The organism is Pseudanabaena sp. PCC 6802, from assembly GCF_000332175.1.
Taxonomy (GTDB): domain Bacteria; phylum Cyanobacteriota; class Cyanobacteriia; order Pseudanabaenales; family Pseudanabaenaceae; genus PCC-6802.
The window spans coordinates 1,183,499-1,204,754 of record NZ_KB235914.1; the positions used below are offsets into that span (position 1 = coordinate 1,183,499).

Annotated in this window: 12 protein-coding genes; 8 read left to right on the forward strand and 4 right to left on the reverse strand. The window is 50.7% G+C overall.

Annotated features, from left to right (window positions below; genetic code table 11):
• Positions 1–9 precede the first annotated feature (9 nt).
• Both PSE6802_RS0110795 and PSE6802_RS0110800 read left to right on the forward strand, forming a co-directional pair.
• The gene (locus PSE6802_RS0110795) at positions 10–2,709 is read left to right on the forward strand and encodes a DEAD/DEAH box helicase (protein ID WP_019500079.1); all 2,700 of its coding nucleotides are present in this window, start codon (positions 10–12) and stop codon (positions 2,707–2,709) included.
• A gap of 53 nt (positions 2,710–2,762) precedes the next feature.
• Positions 2,763–5,384, forward strand: a complete 2,622-nt coding sequence (locus PSE6802_RS0110800; RefSeq protein WP_019500080.1) for a family 10 glycosylhydrolase — start codon at positions 2,763–2,765, stop codon at positions 5,382–5,384.
• Here the strand turns inward: PSE6802_RS0110800 and PSE6802_RS0110805 are convergent.
• From PSE6802_RS0110805 to PSE6802_RS0110815, 3 genes are read right to left on the reverse strand one after another with little or no spacing between them, the layout of a single operon-like run.
• Positions 5,381–5,980 carry a CPBP family intramembrane glutamic endopeptidase gene (locus PSE6802_RS0110805; RefSeq protein ID WP_019500081.1) on the reverse strand — a complete coding sequence of 200 codons (600 nt, stop codon included), beginning with the start codon at positions 5,978–5,980 and terminating at the stop codon, positions 5,381–5,383. The genes PSE6802_RS0110800 and PSE6802_RS0110805 overlap by 4 nt on opposite strands.
• 26 nt (positions 5,981–6,006) lie before the next feature.
• Complete coding sequence (locus tag PSE6802_RS0110810; protein WP_019500082.1) at positions 6,007–7,161, reverse strand: aminotransferase class V-fold PLP-dependent enzyme; 1,155 nt, start codon at positions 7,159–7,161, stop codon at positions 6,007–6,009.
• 14 nt (positions 7,162–7,175) lie between these two features.
• Positions 7,176–7,949, reverse strand: a complete 774-nt coding sequence (locus PSE6802_RS0110815; RefSeq protein WP_019500083.1) for an ABC transporter permease — start codon at positions 7,947–7,949, stop codon at positions 7,176–7,178.
• A 316-nt stretch (positions 7,950–8,265) separates the two neighbouring features.
• On the opposite strand from PSE6802_RS0110815, the gene PSE6802_RS0110820 reads away from it, so the two are divergent.
• Positions 8,266–11,802: a chemotaxis protein CheB gene (locus PSE6802_RS0110820; protein WP_083901687.1), complete on the forward strand. Its 3,537-nt coding sequence runs from the start codon at positions 8,266–8,268 to the stop codon at positions 11,800–11,802.
• Positions 11,803–11,928: 126 nt separating this feature from the next.
• Positions 11,929–12,456, forward strand: a complete 528-nt coding sequence (locus PSE6802_RS0110825) for a class I SAM-dependent methyltransferase (protein WP_019500085.1) — start codon at positions 11,929–11,931, stop codon at positions 12,454–12,456.
• A 145-nt stretch (positions 12,457–12,601) separates the two neighbouring features.
• Here the strand turns inward: PSE6802_RS0110825 and lepA are convergent, their stop codons facing one another.
• A complete protein-coding gene (lepA, locus tag PSE6802_RS0110830) occupies positions 12,602–14,416 on the reverse strand; it encodes a translation elongation factor 4 (protein ID WP_019500086.1) in 1,815 nt (604 codons plus the stop codon).
• Between the two features lie 320 nt (positions 14,417–14,736).
• Here lepA and infB point away from each other — a divergent pair, with 320 nt between their 5' ends.
• The 4 genes from infB to PSE6802_RS0110850 all read left to right on the forward strand — a co-directional run bounded on the left by infB (position 14,737) and on the right by PSE6802_RS0110850 (position 21,091).
• Entirely contained in the window at positions 14,737–18,039 is a 3,303-nt protein-coding gene (gene infB / locus PSE6802_RS0110835) for a translation initiation factor IF-2 (protein ID WP_019500087.1), read from the forward strand.
• A 92-nt stretch (positions 18,040–18,131) separates the two neighbouring features.
• Complete coding sequence (locus PSE6802_RS0110840; RefSeq protein WP_019500088.1) at positions 18,132–18,323, forward strand: hypothetical protein; 192 nt, start codon at positions 18,132–18,134, stop codon at positions 18,321–18,323.
• Positions 18,324–18,535: 212 nt separating this feature from the next.
• Entirely contained in the window at positions 18,536–20,041 is a 1,506-nt protein-coding gene (locus PSE6802_RS28555) for a tetratricopeptide repeat protein (RefSeq protein WP_019500089.1), read from the forward strand.
• A 138-nt stretch (positions 20,042–20,179) separates the two neighbouring features.
• The gene (locus tag PSE6802_RS0110850) at positions 20,180–21,091 is read left to right on the forward strand and encodes a methylenetetrahydrofolate reductase (RefSeq protein WP_019500090.1); all 912 of its coding nucleotides are present in this window, start codon (positions 20,180–20,182) and stop codon (positions 21,089–21,091) included.
• Positions 21,092–21,256: the final 165 nt, after the last annotated feature.

The window sequence follows — 21,256 nt, forward strand, 5'->3', positions numbered from 1 at the left end:
GAGCTTTTCATGCTTAAGGTTATCATAGATAAGCCGAAACCTTCATTGCGACGCATTCACGTGAATTCTTTACCCCTCAACCAGCTATTCCCTTTCCCGTTAGATCCATTTCAAGAAGATGCGATCGCAGCACTGGAAGCGGGTAAGTCTGTAGTGGTCTGCGCTCCTACTGGTTCTGGTAAAACTCTGGTGGGGGAATATGCCATCTATCGTGCTTTAGCTCGCAATCGTCGCGTATTTTATACCACGCCGCTCAAAGCTCTCTCCAACCAAAAATTTCGAGATTTTCGCGATCGCTTTGGCACTCAACAAGTCGGACTCCTGACGGGTGATATCTCGATCGATCGCGATGCCCCAATTTTGGTGATGACAACGGAGATCTTTCGCAACATGCTCTACGGCACGCTGATTGGTGAAGTAGGCACATCCTTGCAAGGCGTAGAAACAGTGGTTTTAGACGAATGCCACTATATGAACGACTACCAGCGGGGCACGGTATGGGAGGAGTCAATTATCTACTGTCCTCCAGAGATTCAACTAGTGGCACTATCTGCCACGGTCGAAAATAGCGCTCAGCTCACTGACTGGATCGAGCGCGTCCATGGTGCGACGCAGTTGATCTACTCCGATTTTCGTCCCGTACCCCTACAGTTCTACTTCTGCAATCCTAAAGGACTGTTTCCCCTACTAGATGAAACTCAAAAAAAGCTGCACCCCAAGCTAAGGCAGCAAAATCTGCGTTTCAAGAAAATGGCGAATACTCAGACAGATGGTAAGCGCAGATCCATGCGGCAGGAAGCGCCTGGCTTGCTCTTCGTGCTCTCGCAACTCCAACAAAGAGATATGCTGCCTGCTATTTACTTTATTTTTAGTCGGCGCGGGTGCGATCGCGCCGTTGCCGATTTAGGCGATCTCTCTTTAGTAAACGAGCAGGAAGCGCGCCAGCTCAAACAACAGATCGATGCTTTTTTAGAGGCAAATCCAGAAGCAGGGCGCACTGGTCAAGTGGAAGCACTTTACCGAGGAGTTGCCGCCCACCATGCTGGTATTTTGCCAGCTTGGAAAGGTTTGGTAGAAGAATTGTTTCAACAGGGGTTAATTAAGGTTGTATTTGCAACGGAAACCCTGGCGGCTGGGATTAATATGCCAGCTCGCACCACCGCGATCGCCAGTCTCTCCAAGCGTACCGATCGCGGGCATCGCCTGCTTACCGCCTCGGAATTTCTGCAAATGGCCGGACGTGCCGGTCGGCGCGGCATGGATGAAATTGGTTATGTGGTGACGATGCAAACCCCATTTGAGGGAGCAAAAGAAGCTGCCTATCTCTCCACTGCCACCCCCGATCCGCTCGTGAGTCAATTTACTCCCAGCTATGGCATGGTGCTGAACTTGCTGCAAACCCATACCATCGAACAGGCGAGGGAATTAATCGAGCGCAGCTTTGGGCAATACCTTGCCGATATCGTATTGCTGCCGCAACAGCAAAACCTGGATGCTGTGAGACTGGAAATAGAGCGGTTAGAACAGGAACTAGCTGGTATAGAGATCGGCCTCTTGGATGACTATGAAAAACTGCGCGAACACCTGCGAGAAGAGCGACGATTGCTCAAAACCCTTGCTCATCAAGCAGAAGAGGTAAGGCTCCACGAACTAGCAACGCACGTACCGTTTATGCTTACGGGCACCACTGTAACAATCAGGTCTCCCAAGGGTACTCTAGTTCCAGCAGTCTTAGCTGCCAAGTTGCCCGGTTCGGGTAAATTTCCCTGGCTGGTTTGCCTCGGGCAAGATAATCGCTGGTATGCGATTACTTACAAAGAAGTCGTCCTTATAGGAGGTGCATGGCTCGACACGGAAATTACGTTCCCGCCTGACCTGGTCGTCAAACCCGGTCAAGTTAGCAGTGGGGACGAATTCAGCGCCGAAATTGCCGCACGCATGCCTGCGCTGGAGATGCCGCCGGACGCACCCGAGGTGCAGCGCCAGAGCGATCGAGTACTGGTTCTAGAAACAAGGCTAGCGAGCCATCCTGTAGAAACATGGGAAAATCGCAGCCATACGATCAAAAAGATCCGCAGGCTAGAGCAACTCAAGCGCGAGATCGAGTTCAAACGTAACGTGCTCGATCAGAGGCGACAAAAGTACTGGCAGGAGTTTATGAGCTTGGTGCAGGTGTTGCAGAGCTTTGGCTACCTGAATGGTGTGGAACCTACTGAGTCCGGTAAGGTTGCCGCATCGCTCAGAGGGGATAACGAACTATGGCTGGCTCTATCTTTGTTATCCGGCGAACTAGATGAATTAGCCCCGCATCATTTGGCAACGGTTTGCGCTGCGATCGTGACGGAAAACAGCCGCCCCGATACCTGGACAAACTTGGGCATCTCGCCTGTAGTTGAAGAAGTTTTGGGAAATCTGCACGATATTAAGCGACAGTTAATTCAAAGACAACGCCGCCACTCCTTACTGATTCCCGTGTGGTTGGAATACGAACTGGTTGGAGTTGTCGAGCAGTGGGCGCTGGGGATGGAGTGGGTAGATCTATGCAGTCGTACTAATCTAGATGAGGGCGATCTCGTGAGAATATTGCGACGGACATTGGATATACTCTGTCAAATTCCCTATGTTCCGCATTTGTCAAATCAACTGATTCAAAATGCCAAACGCGCCATTCAGTTGATCGATCGCTTCCCTGTTAATGAGATAATTTAGCGAGTCTAGTTTATACCCCCAACCCCCATAATCCAATCAAAGCGAGGTCTTCAATGCGACAAAGTTTTTTTTGCCAACTTGCATTTCTAAGTACGGTACTGGCATCCGGTATGTATTCCCTACCTGCAACTGCTGAGATTCAACCAACAGAAATTAACGATCGGCAAATAGAAGTCGCATCCCCGCAACTAGAAGTAGCCCAAACATCTCTTCCTGCAATTAATCCAATTACCAAGCCGCTTACCAATTCAACTACCAATTTCACTAGGCGATCGCCACTCCCAGTCCAGTCTCAAATTGTGACCGTAGTGCGAGATAGTACGGTGGAGTGGACTAATATCGCTACAACCCTACAGGGAACTAATTACAAAGTCCTATCTCTAGAGAATCTCAACAAGCAAGCACTTAGCGATGTGGGATTTCTACTGCTACCCAACCTGGAAACTATTTCCAGCGCTCAAGTGGAGGTCTTAAAAGAATGGGTTGCCAGTGGCGGCAAGTTAATCGTTACTGGCTCGCTCGGACGTAAATCTACACCTGACGTTCAGGCTAAACTGCGCAGTCTCTTGGGGGGATATTGGAGCAGCCATTTGGGCGAACCGACGAATCTGGTGGTGCGATCGCAAGCAGACAACAGATGGGCGCTCTCAATCCCCAAGGTCAGTACGACCATTGTTGATAGTGGGGGCACGCTGGTGGCAACAGACCGCAATAGCGTAGCTGTTGCTTCCTGGAGCGGTAATTCAGCGGCAGTTTTAGCTAATCAGAACATCTTATTTCTCGGGTGGCAGTGGGGCACGGCAAAGGAACGCCAGGTTTACGATCGCAGTTGGTTAGCTGCTGCCGTTAACCGTTTCACCGCAGTTAACTCTACTCAGTCCAATCCCGATATACCTGCGATCGCGACGCCAGAACCTCGCATTAGTACAAACGAAGCAACCTACATGCGTCAGGATTTACAGGAGGCGATCGGTCGGATTGAAAGTGGAATTGCCAGCGCCCAAATCGCAAATCTCAATTCGCAGAGTAGATCTACGGTTGCATCCTTCAGTAAGCCTGGTTCGCTGCCATCGATCGTCGCTGCCAAACAGTTTATTAATGATATGCCAGACTCGATCCGCGATGGTAAATATGGCGAAGTTAGAATGCAGTGGCAACAAATCAGACAAAACCTTGCCAAAGATTATCCGATGAATCCGCTAACCGCCTTACCAGAGGTGAGAGCCATCTGGCTAGATCGCGGTACGATTGTGTCAGCGCGATCGGAGCGTCAACTGGCATTAGTGTTCGATCGCATGGCAGCGGCTGGCGTTAATACGGTTTTTCTGGAAACTGTCAATGCTGGCTATCCCATTTATCCCAGTAGTGTCGCTCCCCAACAAAACCCCCTTATACGCGGCTGGGATCCTCTTGCCACTGCTGTAAAGTTAGCCCACGAGCGCAAGATGGAACTACATGCTTGGGTATGGGTATTTAGCGCTGGCAATCGCCGTCATAACCTGTTGATTGGCAAACCATCCGACTATATTGGCCCAGTTTTAGAAGTTCATCCCGACTGGGCAAATCGCAGTCAAAATGGTGAGATATTTACACCGGAAGGGAAACCATTCCTCGATCCGGCGAATCCCCAGGTGCAAGACTATTTATTGAGACTCTATCGAGAGATTGTCACTCGCTATAAAGTCGATGGTATCCATCTTGACTATATTCGCTATCCCCGTCAAGAGTTCGGAGCGGATTTTGGGTTTAGCGTTGCCAGTCGCAGCCAGTTTCAAGCTTTGACTGGTGTCGATCCAGTCAGCATTACCGTAAATCATCCCTCATTGTGGCGGATGTGGACGGAGTTCCGCGCCCAACAAGTCAATCAATTTGTAGCGCGCGTATCGAAAGAGATGAAACAACTCAAACCCGATCTGACGATCTCCGCAGCCGTATTTCCCTGGCGCAATGCGGAAAGAATGAATACAATCCAGCAAGATTGGGAAGTATGGATAGCGAAAGGGGATGTGGATCTGATCGTGCCGATGACCTATGCATCCGATACCAGCAGTTTCCTCCGCCAGCAGGTGCAACCTACTCTAGCTAGCATTACTCAGTCACCCGTGCTCTTTTTGCCAGGAGTACTGCTAAGAGATATCCAGGACACCGAGTTGTTAGATCGAATCCAGGCAGTGCGAGATCTCCCATCGGGCGGCTATTCTCTGTTTGCTGCCGAGCATTTGCACCCCAGTTTTGAGCGTTTGTTTAAATACACTAAGACGGGGCAAGATTCGCAGATTCTGCCACACCGGAAGCCATTCGCTGCTGCCATGTCGCGCTATGCCATGCTCAAACAGGAGTGGGATGCTTTAGTCAAAATGGATAGCATCCTGGTAAAAGGAGAGAATCTACAAATATGGCAAGCCCAGTCCGAGACTTTATCGCAGGCACTGTCAACCTTGAACCAACAACCCAGTCAAGCGAATCTCAAAACGGCAATGTCGGCGCTGACAAAAATGTCTTCTGGTTTACCTACCTGGATGCGGGATGAGAAAACCGAGCGCCCCTATCGCATTGCTGCCTGGTCAAATCGTCTCTCTGCGATCGCTGCTTTACTGCGTTACGGCGATCGCCGCTCTATGTTTCAAAGCACCCCTACCGCCGCCATAACTCGCACTTCCAATGCATCCAACTAATCAACTTTGATATTTCCCTTTTTCAGTTTTAATTTCCAAATCAAGCCAGACACGGAATTAGTCAGGACATGGGCAACAATTGCGGGGAAAAGACTCCCAGTAAGTAAAGTCATAGTACCCAGACAAACTCCGATCGCCATTGCCCAGAGCGCATAACGCCATTGTTGCAGGTTAAACATGTGCAGGCTGCCGAAGACAATACTGCTAATCGCCACGGCGATCGCATTCATACCCAGACCTGGCAGAGCAACACCTCGAAATAATAATTCCTCGCTAATCCCAGGTAACAAGCCCAACCAGATCAGATCGGGCATCTCTAAAGGTTTGAGTACCATTTCTAGATAGACATCTGCTGACTTGCGATATTCCGCCCAGAATTCATAAATCAAACTGCTCGTGAGCGTAATCGCAGCACCTATTCCAACTCCTAATAGCAAATTTGGGAACGAAAGGTTCAGAGGCACAATTGATACAGATAGCGCGTACATCCAAATTTTGGCAATTATCAAAAGGACGATTGCCGTTACCGCCATAGCAAATAGAATTTGCGATCGCGTCATTGTTGGTGTTTCTGGTGAGTTATCCATGTTGTCCATGTCCGGCTGTGCCTTTAACTGAATATTTAAAGCTCATTTTTTAGCACTGATACTAACCGATCTATGTCATCTTCGGTAGTGAGATAGTGAACTGAGGCTCTCAGACATTCTGGATCTGGTATGGAACGAATCAGAATTCGTTGCTCGAATTCCAATTTGTGCATAACCCGTGCAGGAGAGCGATCCTCAACTGTGAATGCTACCAGGCCTGCTACTGGAGGTGTATCTCGCAAACACCTGACTTGCGGAATAGCCATCAACTCTTGCCATAGCAAGCGGCTGAGTTGGCAGATGCGCGCATAACGTTCGCTGCGATCGCCCCAGGCGTTGGCATGGGCGATTGCTACCCTTAAAGCCCCGTACAGGGGATAGGCCGAACTCGCCACCTCAAATTTCTGCCCGTCAGGCTGCCATTGCACGTTTGGCGTGCCGCTGACCGTGCTGCGCCAGCCAATGAATGTTGGTAGAGACTGCTGGAATACTTCTGGACGCACGTACAAACCGCCTACGCCCAAGGGGCCGCACCACCACTTATGTCCCGTGAATGCATAAAAATCCGCTTCTAGATCTGCTAGGTCTAGAGGTAAAACCCCAACGGACTGAGCGGCATCGACAGCGACTAAAATTCCATGAGTATGACAGGCTTGACAGATTTGTTTGAGCGGGACGACCTGACCCGTATTCCAGCAAATATGACTTACTACCACCATGCGGGTGCGCGGGTGGAGATGTTGTACGAGTGCTTCTACAGCATCGGCATCGCTGCGGTTCAGGGTTTGTCGCAGTGGGAAGTAGCTCAACTCGATGCCAAATCTCGATCTTAATTGCGTGGCGATCGCGATGATGCCGGGATGTTCGCAATCGGATAGCAATAGGCGATCGCCCTCCTGCCAATCTACGCTCCAAAGAGCGATGTTACAGCCGACAGTGGTATCTTCGGTCAGCGAGATGGTTTTGGCATCAACTTGCAACTCAGCGGCGATCGCCTCCCGCAGTAACTTTGCCTCCTCCATATCCCAGTTATTAGCAGCGATGGAAAATGCGCCCAGAGTTTCAATCTTCTGATAATTTTGGGCAATTCGCTCGATCGCCGCTTGGCACATCGGCCCCTGTCCGCCGTAGTTGAAGTAGGTACGATTTTGGAGAGCAGGATAGTGAGATCGGTGCGTCAGGATATTCATTGCGCCTCAGGAGCTTAAAACTGCCGATTGGAGAACACCAGAATGGCGATCGCCAGTACCAGCAAAGCATAGCTCAAAGTGTAAATGCCATTGTTAAACAAGTCACCAACGGCTGGCAAAATACCATAGACAGCTTCATTTTTCAGATTGGAGCGCGACAGATCCGGTAGCACTAAATACATAGCGCGGGTAAACGCTTGGAAACCCTCGCTTTTGGAAATTTCGCCCAGCGCTAATAGATCTCGGCTGAAATTGCCCACCAAATAGGTGGCGAGCGTCATCATCGATGCTAGCAAAGAGCTGGTGAACGTGCCAAATAAAATGGCAAAGGCGCTCAATAGCATCAGTTGCCAAAAGGCGAAAAAGCTGGACACGGCGATCGCATGGGGTGCAACTGGAATATTTCTAATCGCGGTAAACCCTAGAAAAATGGCTGACATGATCGCTACTAATACAGCGATCACCGCTGATATGCCCAGATGTTTGCCCAAGATAAACTCAGAACGCCTGATCGGCTTCGCTACCAGGATAAAAACCGTGCGTTTATCGATTTCGCGATTAACTAAATTGCTACCCACAAATGCTGCGACGATTAGCCCAAATAGCTCGATCGCCGCCATGCCAAAATCAGCCGTGAATTTGTCTTCACCTCCCGCTGCTAAATGCGGTAGCAGAGTAACTGCTGCCACTAAGACAATCGTAAACAGCACGACTAGATAAAGTACCTGTTCGCGCACGGTTTCGCGAAACACGTTACTGGCAATGGCGATAACCCGACCGAAATTCATATGTCTTTGCTATCCTACTAAGCTGCGGCAATTGGTTAGGCAGCGATCGACCTCAACCTACGTTAAGCATATAGCCTCTCGATCGCACTGGTCGAATTAAGCATACTTATGTATCATCTTACGTTTATGTATCTCAGACTTTAGCCAATAGCCAATGCGAAGTTATCTAAGAAAATAGTTATTTGAAGAAATCTTGAATCTTGCAGCAATTAGTATGGCTATTGGTAGCATAAAGATGGAATCAGCAGTAATATAGCTGCTTACCAGCGTCAGAGCATAGCTCGCTTCCCGTTTTGAATAGTTCGAGGCTCCTGTGATGGCTACTTCAATGCCTACAGAAGATGATGTTGCGCTAGTTGTTGGGATTGGTGCGTCTGCGGGTGGGCTAGATGCCTTTTCGGAACTGCTCAGCCATCTGCCAACGGATACAGGCATGGTGTTTGTCCTGGTGCAGCATCTCTCGCCCGGACAGGAAAGCCTGTTAAGCGAGTTATTGGGGCGTACGACTCGAATGCCAGTTGCAACCGCAGAACAGGGCATGGTGGTACAGCCCAATCACGTATATGTGATTCCCCCCAATGTCCAGATGACGATCGCCCAGGGGCAGTTACAGTTGGCGGTTTGCGACCAGGCTCAGGGGCGGGTCAAGACCATCGATCTGTTTTTCCAGTCGTTAGCGGCGGATCGAAAAAATAAAGCGATCGCGATCGTCCTATCGGGTAGCAATAACGACGGAGCCTTGGGAATTCAGGCGATCCGGGAAGAGGGAGGCATTGTCTTTGCCCAGGATCTTAGCAGCGATCCCCCCTTTTCCGATATTGACCTGCTGAGTTGCCGCAATGTCTTAATTTACTTTAAGCAGTCGCTGCAAAAGCGAGTTCTATCGTTCTTCCACTACAGTCTCAAACCCACAGGTTTTTTAATTTTGGGCAATTCCGAGAGTCTGGGAGACACGATCGATATGTTTGATGTGTTTGATGCGCCAGCGAAGATCTATACTCGCCGTGCGGTGCCCTCTCATCTCAACTTCGATTTCATCGCCAGCTACTATCCCAGAGAAACAGATATGGAAGCGCGGCAGGGCTTTTCCGCCACCCGGAATCGCACCAATCTCCAGCAATGGGCCGACCAGATCGTCCTCAGCCGCTTCGGTCCGGCGGGTGCGATCGTGAACGAGCAGCTAGAAATTCTGCAATTTCGCGGCGACACCAGCCCCTATCTCAGAATCCCGGCAGGCGAACCCAGCTATAACCTGTTGAAGATGCTGCGTCCCAGTTTATCGATCGACGTGCGGATGGCCATTGAAGAAGCCAAGCAGCAGGGAACGGCGACCCGACGGCGGGGGTTAAAGCTCCAGGACTTAACCGAAACCGATCTGTCTGTGGAGGTAATTCCCTTCCACACCTCGACCGCCCCCGATCGCTGTTATCTGATCGTGTTCGAGCGCGAGTCGCCCGAACCCACTGCAATCGTCTCCGACCTGGCAGCAGAAACGGAAGCGGAACTGTTTGAGACCAACCCTGAGATCCTGCGACTGCGCCAGGAACTGGCTGCCAGCCGTCAGGAGTTGCTCGATGCCCAAACGCTGTTGCATCTCACCATTGAAGAGAAAGAAGCCACCAATCAACAACTGCTCGCAGCCAATGAAGAAATCCTGTCCAGCAACGAAGAACTGAAAAGCACCAACGAAGAACTGCAAACTGCGAAGGAAGAAATTCAATCTGCCAACGAAGAACTGAAAACCACCAATGAGGAACTGCAAAATCGCAACATCGAAGCCCGTCGGGCGAACGATGACTTAATGAACCTGATCGATAATGTCAATATCCCTATCTTGATGTTGTCGGACGATCTTCGCATCCGCCGCTTTACTCCATCCGCCCAGGCCATATTTAACCTGATTCCAACGGATGTCGGACGACCAATCGGCGATCTGCGGTTTGATATTATCGCCCCCGACTTGGAAGTGCTAGTGTCCAATACGATCGCCATTCTGAATCCGATCGAACGCGAGGTGCAGGATCGGCAAGGACATTGGTACGTGTTGCGGATTCGCCCTTACCGCACCGTTGAGAATCAAATTCTGGGGGCGATTGTTGCCCTGGTGGACATTGACAATCTCAAGCAAACGGAACAAAGCCTGCGCCTGACTCAGGCACAATTGGAAACCGAACTCGATGCCATCAATCAGGTGCAGGAGCTGAGTTTGCAATTATTCTCTTCCCTGGATCTCGATCTCATCCTGAATCAAGTCCTGGATGCCGCCATGGGCTTGCTCCATGCTGATATGGGCAATATCCAACTCCTCGACCGCCAGCGGGGCGTACTGGAGATTGTCTCCCATCAAGGCTTTGGTTCTGAGTTTCTCGACTATTTCCGCGAAGTGGGGGCTGATGATGGCACGGCTTGCAGTCGAGCATTGAAGTCCGGTCAACGGGCGATTGTTGAGGACGTACAGACTGACACTGAGTATGCGCCCCACCTTCAGATTGCAGCGGCGGCTGGCTATCGAGCCGTACAGTCAACGCCGCTAATCGGTCGCCAGGGGGAATTACTGGGGGTGCTTTCGACCCATTTCCGGCAGCCCCACCGTCCCGCAGAGCGGGAGTTGCGGATGCTGGATCTTTACGGGCGGATGGTCGCGACCGCGATCTCCCTGATTCAGATCGAGCAAGAGAAACAAGCCCTGGTGGAGCGAGAGCAAAGATCCTTGAGCGAACAAGTCCAGGTCGCTCAGGCGGCGAATGCCAGTAAGGATGAGTTTCTCGCCATGCTTTCCCACGAGCTACGCACCCCCTTAACCAGCATCATGAGTTGGGTTCAGATGATGGCGCGGGGGCTATTGAACGCAGACCAGCAGCAGCAGGCGATCGCTGCGATTCGCGACAGTGCCTTGACCCAAACCAACCTGATCGAAGACCTGCTGGATGTTTCCCGCATTGTGCAGCAGCGCTTTCAGATTACCCCCCAACCCTGCGACCTGATGCAACTCTTGCAGCAGGCGATCGCCCAGGTACAGCCCCAGATAGAGGAAAAGGGATTACACCTGGAGGTTGACCTCCAGCCTTGTCCAGAACGGCTGAATCTCGATCCAAGCCGCATCAGTCAGGCTTTCTCGAATTTACTGTCAAACGCCATTAAATTTACGCCTAGTGGCGGCAGCATCGCCGTGCGGTCGATCGACGCGATCGCTCAGGTGCAGGTGCGGGTAAGCGACACCGGACGGGGCATTGCTCCCGATCTGTTACCCCACATTTTTGAGCGGTTTCGTCAAGCGGATTCCTCTAACACTCGGCGGGAAGGCGGCTTGGGGCTGGGACTTTTCCTGGCGCGATCGTTTATCGAAGCCCACGGGGGAACGATTGTCGCCAACAGTTCCGGGGAAGGACAGGGTGCAACCTTCACCCTTAACCTACCCAAGGCGATCGCTCAAGCGGTACCATCCTCTCCGCCACCGCCAGCAACGGAGATCGACCTGAATGGCATCAGCATTTTGCTGATCGATGACGATGAAATGACCTCGATCGCAATTTCCTTTACCCTGGAACGATTTGGCGCAACCGTGACCGCCGCACGTTCTGCTCCAGAGGCATTGGAAAGGCTCACCCAAATACTACCGGACTTGATCGTCAGTGACATTGGCTTACCCGATGTCAATGGTTATGACCTGATGCGACAAATCAGAGCCTTGCCACCCGAGCAAGGCGGACAACTGCCAGCGATCGCCCTCTCAGGCTATGCCGATCGGCAAACTGCGATCGCGGCGCTGGAGGCAGGCTTTCAAACTCACCTGAGCAAGCCAGTCGATATAGACGAACTGATAGCCTGTGTATCAAATCTTGTCCGACGCTAACATTTGCAATGCAAGCTGACACACTAGTTCTATACTCAGAAGTGATGCCCCAAAAGAAAAAGATTTATTGGGCGATCGCCCAGAAGAATAAATAGACTTCTCGCCAACCAGGATTAGAGGGAGCAAATGGCACCATTAAAGCTGCATATTGGCGGTAAGCGATCGCACCCGGAATGGAAAATCCTCGATATCGAAGCACGTCCAGAGGTTGACTATGTCTGCGATGCCTCAAACCTGAGTTTATTTGCGGATGAATCCGTAGATTCAATTTATGCCAGCCACATACTCGAACATTTTCACTACGGGTTGAATGATGAACTGGTAAAAACCCTACAGGAATGGCATCGCGTGCTTCAACCCGGCGGTAAGCTGATGATTAGCGTTCCCGATCTTGAGGTTTTATGCAAGCTCTTTCTTTACCCAGCCGTCGATCCCAGTACGCGATTTTATTTAATGAGAATCATGTTTGGCGGTCAGAGCAATCCACATGATATCCATAGGGTGGGATTTGACTTCACAATTCTAACAAGTTACCTAACTCAAGTTGGATTTCGAGATTGTCAGCGCGTAGAGGAATTCAATTTGTTTCAGGACTGTAGCAGTATGCGCGTATTGGGAAATCTCATCAGCCTTAATGCGATCGCTACTAAGTAATACCGCTACCTTCCAAATCCCTCTTGGGAGATTTCTCAAAGAAACCATAGCCATGCTGTAGGGGCAGATTTTACCGTCAATCTACAACCAGAACCATTGGATTTTGACAAAACCTTACGGGGATTTTACGTGCACATAACCGGACTTAACTGTTCTGGTTGAGTTGCAAAATAGCCATAAAGGCTTCCTGTGGCACATCAACGGTGCCGATCGCTTTCATGCGTTTTTTCCCTTCCTTTTGTTTCTCCAAAAGCTTGCGTTTGCGCGAAATGTCGCCGCCATAGCATTTGCTCAGCACGTTCTTGCGCATAGCGGGAATGTTCTCCCTCGATAAAATTTTAGAGCCGATTGCTGCTTGGATCGGAATTTGGAACTGATGTCGGGGGATCAGTTCTTTCAGCTTAGACACCAAAGCCCGACCGACATTGTAGGCTTTATCTCGATGGACTATGCAGGCCAGCGAATCTACCGGATCGTCATTGACGAGAATATCTAACTTCACCAGATCGTTAACACGATAGCCAATGAGATGGTATTCCATGCTGGCGTAGCCTTTGGTGCGAGATTTCATCTGATCGAAGAAATCGGTCACGATTTCCGCCAGCGGTACTTCATAAATTAGAGTGGTGCGCTCCTTGGTGATATATTTCATGTCCTTGTAAATGCCGCGTCGCGCCTCGCACAGCTCCATCAACGTCCCAATATAGGTTTGGGGTGTCATGATCTCTAGCTTGATGTACGGCTCCTCGATCTGCTCCCGTTCTTGTGGAGGGGGCAGTTCGCCAGGGTTATCTATATAAACCACCTCACCCTTGACTTTGGTAACTCGGTAGATCACGGAAGGGGCAGTAATAATTAAATCCAGGTTATATTCCCGCTCCAGCCGTTCCTGCACGATTTCCATGTGCAGCAACCCCAAAAAACCGCATCGAAAGCCAAAACCCATCGCGTTAGAAGTCTCTGGTTCGTAGCTCAGCGCTGCATCGTTTAACTTGAGCTTGACTAATGCTTCCCGCAAGTCCTCAAACTGGTCGGCATCGGTGGGAAACAATCCGCAAAATACCATTGGCTTTGCTTCCTCATAGCCGGGTAGAGGGGCGGCGGCAGGGGTCAGCGCCAGTGTAATCGTATCGCCGACGCGGGCATGTTCGACCGTCTTGATCGCAGCGGCCAGGTAGCCCACTTCACCAGCATGCAGTTCGTTTACCTGTACCTGATTGGGTGCCAGTACCCCCAACTCGTCGATCTCATACTCCTGGCCTGATGCCATAAATTTAATGCGATCGCCTTTACGGACATTGCCATCCATGACGCGAAAATAAACAATTACCCCCCTGTAAGCATCGTAATAGCTGTCAAAAATTAGAGCGCGTAAGGGATCGCTCGTCGTGTCGCATGGCGGTGGCACGAGCTGCACCACCGACTCTAAAATCTCAGGAATACCGATGCCTTCTTTCGCAGAGGCTCTCACTGCTGCCGAGCAATCTAGCCCGATGAGCTGCTCGATCTCGGTGGCGATTCTCTCTGGCTCTGCCCCAGGTAGATCGATTTTATTTAATACCGGAATAATTTCCAGGTTATTTTCCAGCGCTAAATAAACATTAGCCAGGGTTTGCGCCTCAACGCCCTGCGAAGCGTCCACCACCAGCAGCGCCCCTTCGCAGGCAGCTAGCGATCGCGATACCTCATAGGAAAAATCCACATGTCCCGGCGTGTCAATTAAATTGAGGACGTAATTTTGCCCGTCTTGCGCTTGGTAATTCATCCGCGCTGCTTGCAGCTTGATCGTGATCCCCCGCTCGCGCTCCAACTCCATATTGTCGAGAAACTGTTCTTTCATTTCTCGATCGGCCACAGTGCCCGTAAACTGCAATAGTCTATCTGCTAAGGTAGACTTGCCATGATCGATATGTGCGATGATGGAGAAGTTGCGGATTCTAGAGACGGGTACGTCAGTCATAAACTACAAAAATATTTGTTTAGATCCTAACCCACCTAATGTAACTATATGTAAATAACTCACAGTTTATATGTAATTTAAGGGTTAGCAATTAAGCAGTTAGGAACTAAGTGTAAGGATAATGTAAGGGCGATCGACACAGATCCCTTATTATTTTGATGGTTTCATAGGTCATAATGGTTAACAGTTATAGGATTGTCCATCTAGCCTACATAACTTTAATCTATCTAATCGGTAATACCGCTCCTTAAACGTTAAATCTAGCAATACAGGCAGCAGTTTTTATGTAAATCAATCGTTAAACAGGGCAGAAGAGTTAAATGAGCATCGGCGGTAAAGTCAGAGTTTACGAGTTAACACGGGAACTAAATTTGGAGACAAAAGATATTTTGGCAATTTGCGAACAGTTAAATATTGCCGTTAAAAGCCACAGCAGTACGATAACAGAGTCTGAAGCAAATCTCATTCGCGCCGCCGCTCCCGAACGGAGATCGGTTGCCTCCACCCCTGCGCCCAAACATCGGGAAGCAGCCAGGGAGACTGCAAAAGAACCAGTAGATAAAGATCTTCGCCCTGCCAAACAGCAAATCGTAACTGTAAGCAAGCCTGCTGCCAATCTTGCTGCCCCTCCTGTTGCGATGCCGGTACGTCCCCATAAGCCATCAGCACCAATCGAGCTGCAAGTAACCGCAGAAGAGCAGCCCGAGTTTGTCTCAGTGCCTGCTGATAAAACCACCGATCTCGAAGATGCTGCTACTCTACAGATCGCACAGCCACCAGCTCGACATGCTGGCGCTGCCAACGTCAGTTCGCCTGAGGATGTTAAAGCTGGGGTCGAATTAGTTTCCGAAACAGCCGCCGGAGCTTCTGAAAACACTGATGTAGTGGTAGAAGATGTAGTTGCAAAGGTCGATGCTCCCCCTAAAACTCCTTTGGTACAGAAACCTGCGCCTGCACGAGAGGCCGCCTTGCCACCAGAACCACTTAAGCCAATTGCTTCTAGCGACTCTAAGCGCGCCCCTAAGTCTCCGCAGGCAAGTGCAAGCGCCAGCAAGCCCATGCTTACTAAGGCTCCCACAAGACAGCACAAACCCCAAGAGATACTTGCCGAAGCAGCATCCACCAGGTCTGAGGTCAAGTCCGAGGCCAACTCTGAAGCTAGGTTTGAGGAAAAATCCTCAGATAAACCACCTGCTAAAGGTGTAGCTAAGCCGATATCGGAAAGACCAAAGCCAGTTGTGCGCAGCCATGGCGCTCCTCCCAAAGACATACAGACACCCAGACGACCTCAGGTTAACCGTCCAACCCCGGTGAAGGATGCAGTACTGATCGAACGTGGCATAACCGCACCCAACGATCCCCCCAGGCAGCTCCGAGCCCCGATCGCCCCACAGCGCCCCGAGCGCCCCGAGCGTCCGGAAAAGTCAGACCGCCCGGAAAGGCCAACCCTTGTTTCTCCCGTGCGTGGGGATAAACCCGGCATCGGTGCTCCAGCGCTCGCGATCGGCGAGCCCGGTAGCGATCGCGGGCTCAGTCGTCCTGGTAAGCGTAACAAGTCTAAAAAAGACGATGACGATCAAGAAATGCTGGAGCTTAGAGAAAAGGCAGCTCGCCTGAATAAGCCCAAGCGCTATCTGCAAGCGATCGAGGACGACGATATTATTGAGGAACTCGAAGAAGACGTGCCTCAGATTAGCCTGTCGCTAGCCAGACCAACAGCGCGTCCTAAGCAAAGGATGGCAAAGCCAGCCGCAGCTACAAGTATTGCCAAGCCTGGAGCCGACAAGTCAACTCGCAAGTCGCGCGATCGTCGCTCCCTACAAGAAGTTGTGGTAGAGAAACCAACTAAGTTAATCCTGCAAAGCAGCATTACCGTCCAGGAGTTAGCTAACCAGCTCATGCTGCCCGAGACTGATATTATTCGCACGCTCTTTATAAAGGGAGTGATGGTAAATATCAACCAAACCCTCGACATTCCCACTGCGAGTATGGTAGCGATCGAGTTAGGTTTTGAAGTCGAAGAATCCGAGGCCGATGCCCCAGCGCGTAAGGTAACTGAGATGATTGAGGTGCAGGATCTAGAAAGCCTGCAAAAACGTCCGCCCGTCGTCACGATTATGGGACATGTCGATCACGGCAAGACCACGTTGCTGGATTCCATTCGCAAGAGTAAAGTGGCTCAAGGTGAAGCGGGCGGTATTACCCAACACATCGGTGCCTATCATGTTGATGTAGAGCATAATGGCACTAAAGAGCAAATAGTCTTTCTCGATACACCAGGTCACGAGGCATTTACCGCTATGCGGGCGCGCGGCGCGCGGGTTACTGATGTAGCGGTACTTGTAGTGGCGGCGGACGATGGCGTACAGCCGCAAACCATTGAAGCAATCAGTCACGCCCGTGCGGCCAAGGTGCCAATCATCGTTGCCATCAACAAAGTTGATAAACTAGAAGCTCAGCCCGATCGCATTCGTCAAGAGCTAACCGAACATGGCCTGGTAGATGAAGAATGGGGCGGCGAGACCATTATGGTACCAGTGAGCGCGATCAAGGGTGAAAACCTCGATACTTTGCTGGAAATGATTTTATTGGTAGCAGAAGTTGAGGATCTGCGAGCTAATCCCAACCGCACGGCTCGCGGTACGGTAATCGAAGCTAATTTGGATAAAGCGCGCGGACCAGTGGCAACGCTACTAGTCCAGAACGGTACGCTGCGAATTGGCGACGTGCTGCTGGCAGGGGCATCCTTTGGCAAGGTGCGCGCCATGATCGACGACCAGGGTAAGCGCGTTGAAGAGGCATCGCCATCATTTGCCGTTGAGGTACTTGGTCTAAGCGATGTCCCTGCGGCTGGAGATGAGTTTGAGGTATTTACCGACGAGAAGCTGGCAAGGGCAACCGCTAGCGATCGCGCCTCACAGCAGCGTCAGTCTCGCTTGCAACAGTCGATGGCATCGCGGCGGGTAACCCTGGGCACCGTTTCCGCTCAAGCCCAGGAAGGGGAGCTGAAGGAATTAAACCTCATCCTCAAAGCCGACGTTCAAGGTTCGGTGGAGGCTATTCTCAACGCGCTCGAACAATTACCCCAACAGGAAGTACAGCTTCGCGTGCTACTCGCGGGTGCGGGTGAGATCACCGAAAATGATGTGGACTTAGCAGCAGCTAGTTCTGCCGTGATTATTGGATTTAATACAACCATGGCAACTGGCGCGCGACAAGCAGCCGATGAATTAGGCGTTGATGTCCGCGACTACAACATTATCTACAAGCTCTTGGAAGATATTCAGGGAGCGATGGAAGGTTTGTTAGAGCCGGAGTTGGTTGAAGAGCACCTCGGTATAGCCGAAGTCCGCGCCATTTTCCCAATTGGCAAAGGTGTGGTGGCTGGTTGCTACGTCCAGTCCGGCAAGCTCATTCGCAACTGTAAGGTCAGGGTGAACCGCAACGGTAACCCGATCCACGAGGCACCACTTGACTCGCTCAAACGCATGAAAGATGATGTTAAGGAAGTAGCAGCCGGGTTTGAGTGCGGTGTTTCCTTGCCAAAGTTCAACGATTGGCAAGAGGGCGATCGGATCGAAGCTTTCCGTCTTGTTACCAAGCGTCGTACGCTTTCTACTTAGGGAATTGCGTGAAAATAAGATCCCCACGATGTGTTACGGCTAACGTCTAACACATCGTGCGGTTGGCACATTTGTTTACACTAATTGGAGCCATGACACCTACATCTATCAAAGACAAAGTTGCAGCGATCGCATCAAAGCGTAGCTCTTTAGTACAACTCTCCCTACGCAGCGATCTTGGCAACCTACGCATAGACGTAACTCAAGCCCTTGAAGAAATTGACGATCTGCTGCAAGAATTTAAAAACACTTTTCCCGATTGTCCGATTGACGATCTGGTATAGCTATATAGCGCTTTGCAATTGAGAACGGGTTTTATTTTTGGGGTGAAGGGGTGGAACCCCTTCTTGGGGGCAACGCCCCCAAACCCCCTACCTCTTACGATCTGAAAACCGCTATAGCTAACAGGCTCGGTACGGGGGGTGGGGGTAGAGCTATTTACGAGAAACCTTCCTAAAAGCCTGTTATATTTGCTGCGCGCGTACCAAATACATTTATGTCTTCCGACGATCCAGACTTGCTAATTGCCCGTTGCAATCGGGCGATCGAAGTCGATGCCGAAGCCTATGAAGCTTGGTATACGCGCGGCACGGCATTATTTGAATTAGGCCGTTATGATGAGGCGATCGCCAGTTGGTGTAAGACTCTAGCAATTCAGCCCGCGCATTATCAAGCTTGGTATCGTTATGGCACGACCCTCGATCGCTTAGGTCAATACGAGAGTGCCATTACCAACTTGGAGCGGGCAATTGCTCTGGAGCCAGGTTTTGCGCCAGCTTATAACGCGAAGGGAATGGCTCTCGATCGTTTGGAAAAATATCACGAGTCCGTTACTTGTTACGCTAAAGCGATCGCTCTCAATCCCAAATTCTACGAAGCCCATAACAATCTGGGACTGGCTTTATGCGGCTTGGGGCAGTTAGAAAAAGCGATTGTGAATTTCGATCGGGCGATCGCCCTCAAGCCCGACTATCACGAAGCTTTTAATAACCGAGGTGTTGCCTATTTCGATTTAGGTCAAATTTCCGCTGCCATCTCGGACTACGATACCGCCCTGAAGATTTTGCCTGCCTATGCGGTTGCATTCCAGAATAAAGGCTTGGCAATTATGGAAACGGGCAAATATGGGGAAGCGATCGCCATATTTGAGCAAGTCTTGACGCTAGATCCAGATTTTTACGAGGCATGGCACTATCGCGGCGTAGCACTTTCATCTCTGGGTTACTACAACAAGGCAGTGGATAGCTATGCCAAAGCAGTGGCAATGGAACCGATGTTTCACGATGCCTGGTACAGCATGGGCTGCACTTTAGGCAATATGGGCAAATATGCAGAAGCCTTAGCTAGCTTCGATCGCGCCGTGACGACAAAGTTAGATGATAGCAAATCCTGGTGCGCTCGCGGCAAAACCCTGGCCAGTTTGGGGAAATACGAGGAGGCGATCGCCAATTACAAACGCGGGTTACAGTGCAACCCCAACGATGCTGAAGCTTTGTACCATCAAGGGAGTGCGTGCGCGCATCTCGGACGATATCCCGAAGCGATCGCCGCCTACGATCTGGCCTCGATCGCGAATCCCAGCCTATACGAAGCTCACTATAATCGCGGTACCGTCCTGGCACGCTTAGGTAAACATGCAGAAGCAATCGCAGCTTATGACCTGGCAATTGCACTGAACGATAGCGATCCGGAAATCTGGAACAATCGCGGCATCGCTTTATATAGCACCGAGCAATTTGAAGAAGCGATCGCTGCCTACGACCGCGCCTTAGAGTTGCAGCCAGATCTTTACCAAGCCTGGAATAATCGCGGACATGCCCTGGATACGCTGGGACGAGATCGCGAAGCCATCGTTAGTTACAACAAAGCCTTAGCGATCGCCCCGAACTACAAAACTGCTAGAGACAATCGCAGTTACTTGTATTGGCAGTTGCGACGGCAGAGGTTCGATCGCTTTTGTCGCGAGATTGGGCGGAGATTGGGATTTGGGGCTGGGGTTTAGCATTTGTGAAGGATGCTTGTATTTGATGCGAAGATTATCGAACAAATGCTAAACCCTTACCGAGGGATGGGTGATGGGTGATGGATGATGGGTGATGGGGCAGTTACTTGCCCGCACATAATAGGGCAAAATAAACGAATGCCTCAATCTGATTTTGCTATGTTTAGCCACGCGATCGCTCGCCATGAATTCTTGCTGACTGCGGAAATTTCGCCACCTAAGGGTGCGGACGTGCAGAATATGGTAGAGAAGGCACAGTTACTTAAGGGTCGCGTCCATGCGATTAATATCACGGATTCTAGTCGGGCAGTTCTGGGCATGAGTCCGTTGGCAGCGACGGTAATTTTGCAGCAACGGGTGGGAGTAGAGACGATTTGTCAGATGGCTTGTCGCGATCGCAATCGTATTGCCATACAGGGAGATTTGTTGGGGGCGGAGGCGCTGGGGATTAGAAATATTCTGGCTCTGACGGGCGATCCGGTCAAAGCGGGAGATCATCCCAATGCCAGGGCGGTATTCGATCTAGAGGCTGTGCGTTTATTGCAATCGATCGCTAAACTCAACCAGGGTTTGGACGCTAACGATAAGCCCCTGCCACAGGGGGGGACGAATTTATTTGCTGGAGCCGCTGTCGATCCGCAATCGCCAAGCTGGTCGGGCTTGCAGCGGCGGTTTGAACGCAAACTGGCGGCGGGGGCGCAGTTCTTTCAGAGTCAACTGATTACGGATTTCGATCGCCTGGCTAAATTTATGGACTCGATCGGGAATCAGGGGAATAAACCGATCTTGGCAGGTGTTTTCCTGCTGAAATCTGCGAAAAATGCCATGTTTATTAATAAATACGTGCCTGGTGTCAATATCCCCGACTCCATCATCGATCGCCTTGCCAAAGCCAAAGTACCTTTACAAGAAGGAATTGCGATCGCTGCCGAGCAGGTAAAGGCAGCCAAAGAAATATGCCAGGGCGTGCATCTGATGGCGGTGAAGGCAGAACATTTAATTCCGCAAATTCTCGATCTAGCGGGCATACCGCCAATTACGAACATATAGCCATAGACAGATCTGTTAGGAAAGGGGGTGTGGGGGTGCAGCCCCCACGCGCACCCCATCCTAAGCCTGTTGGCAGCTATAAGTGGCGATTCCTAGTTGGAAGTGCGGTAACCCCAAAAGCCAAGGTACACAGAACCGAACCAAGTACATGAGATATCTGTGATA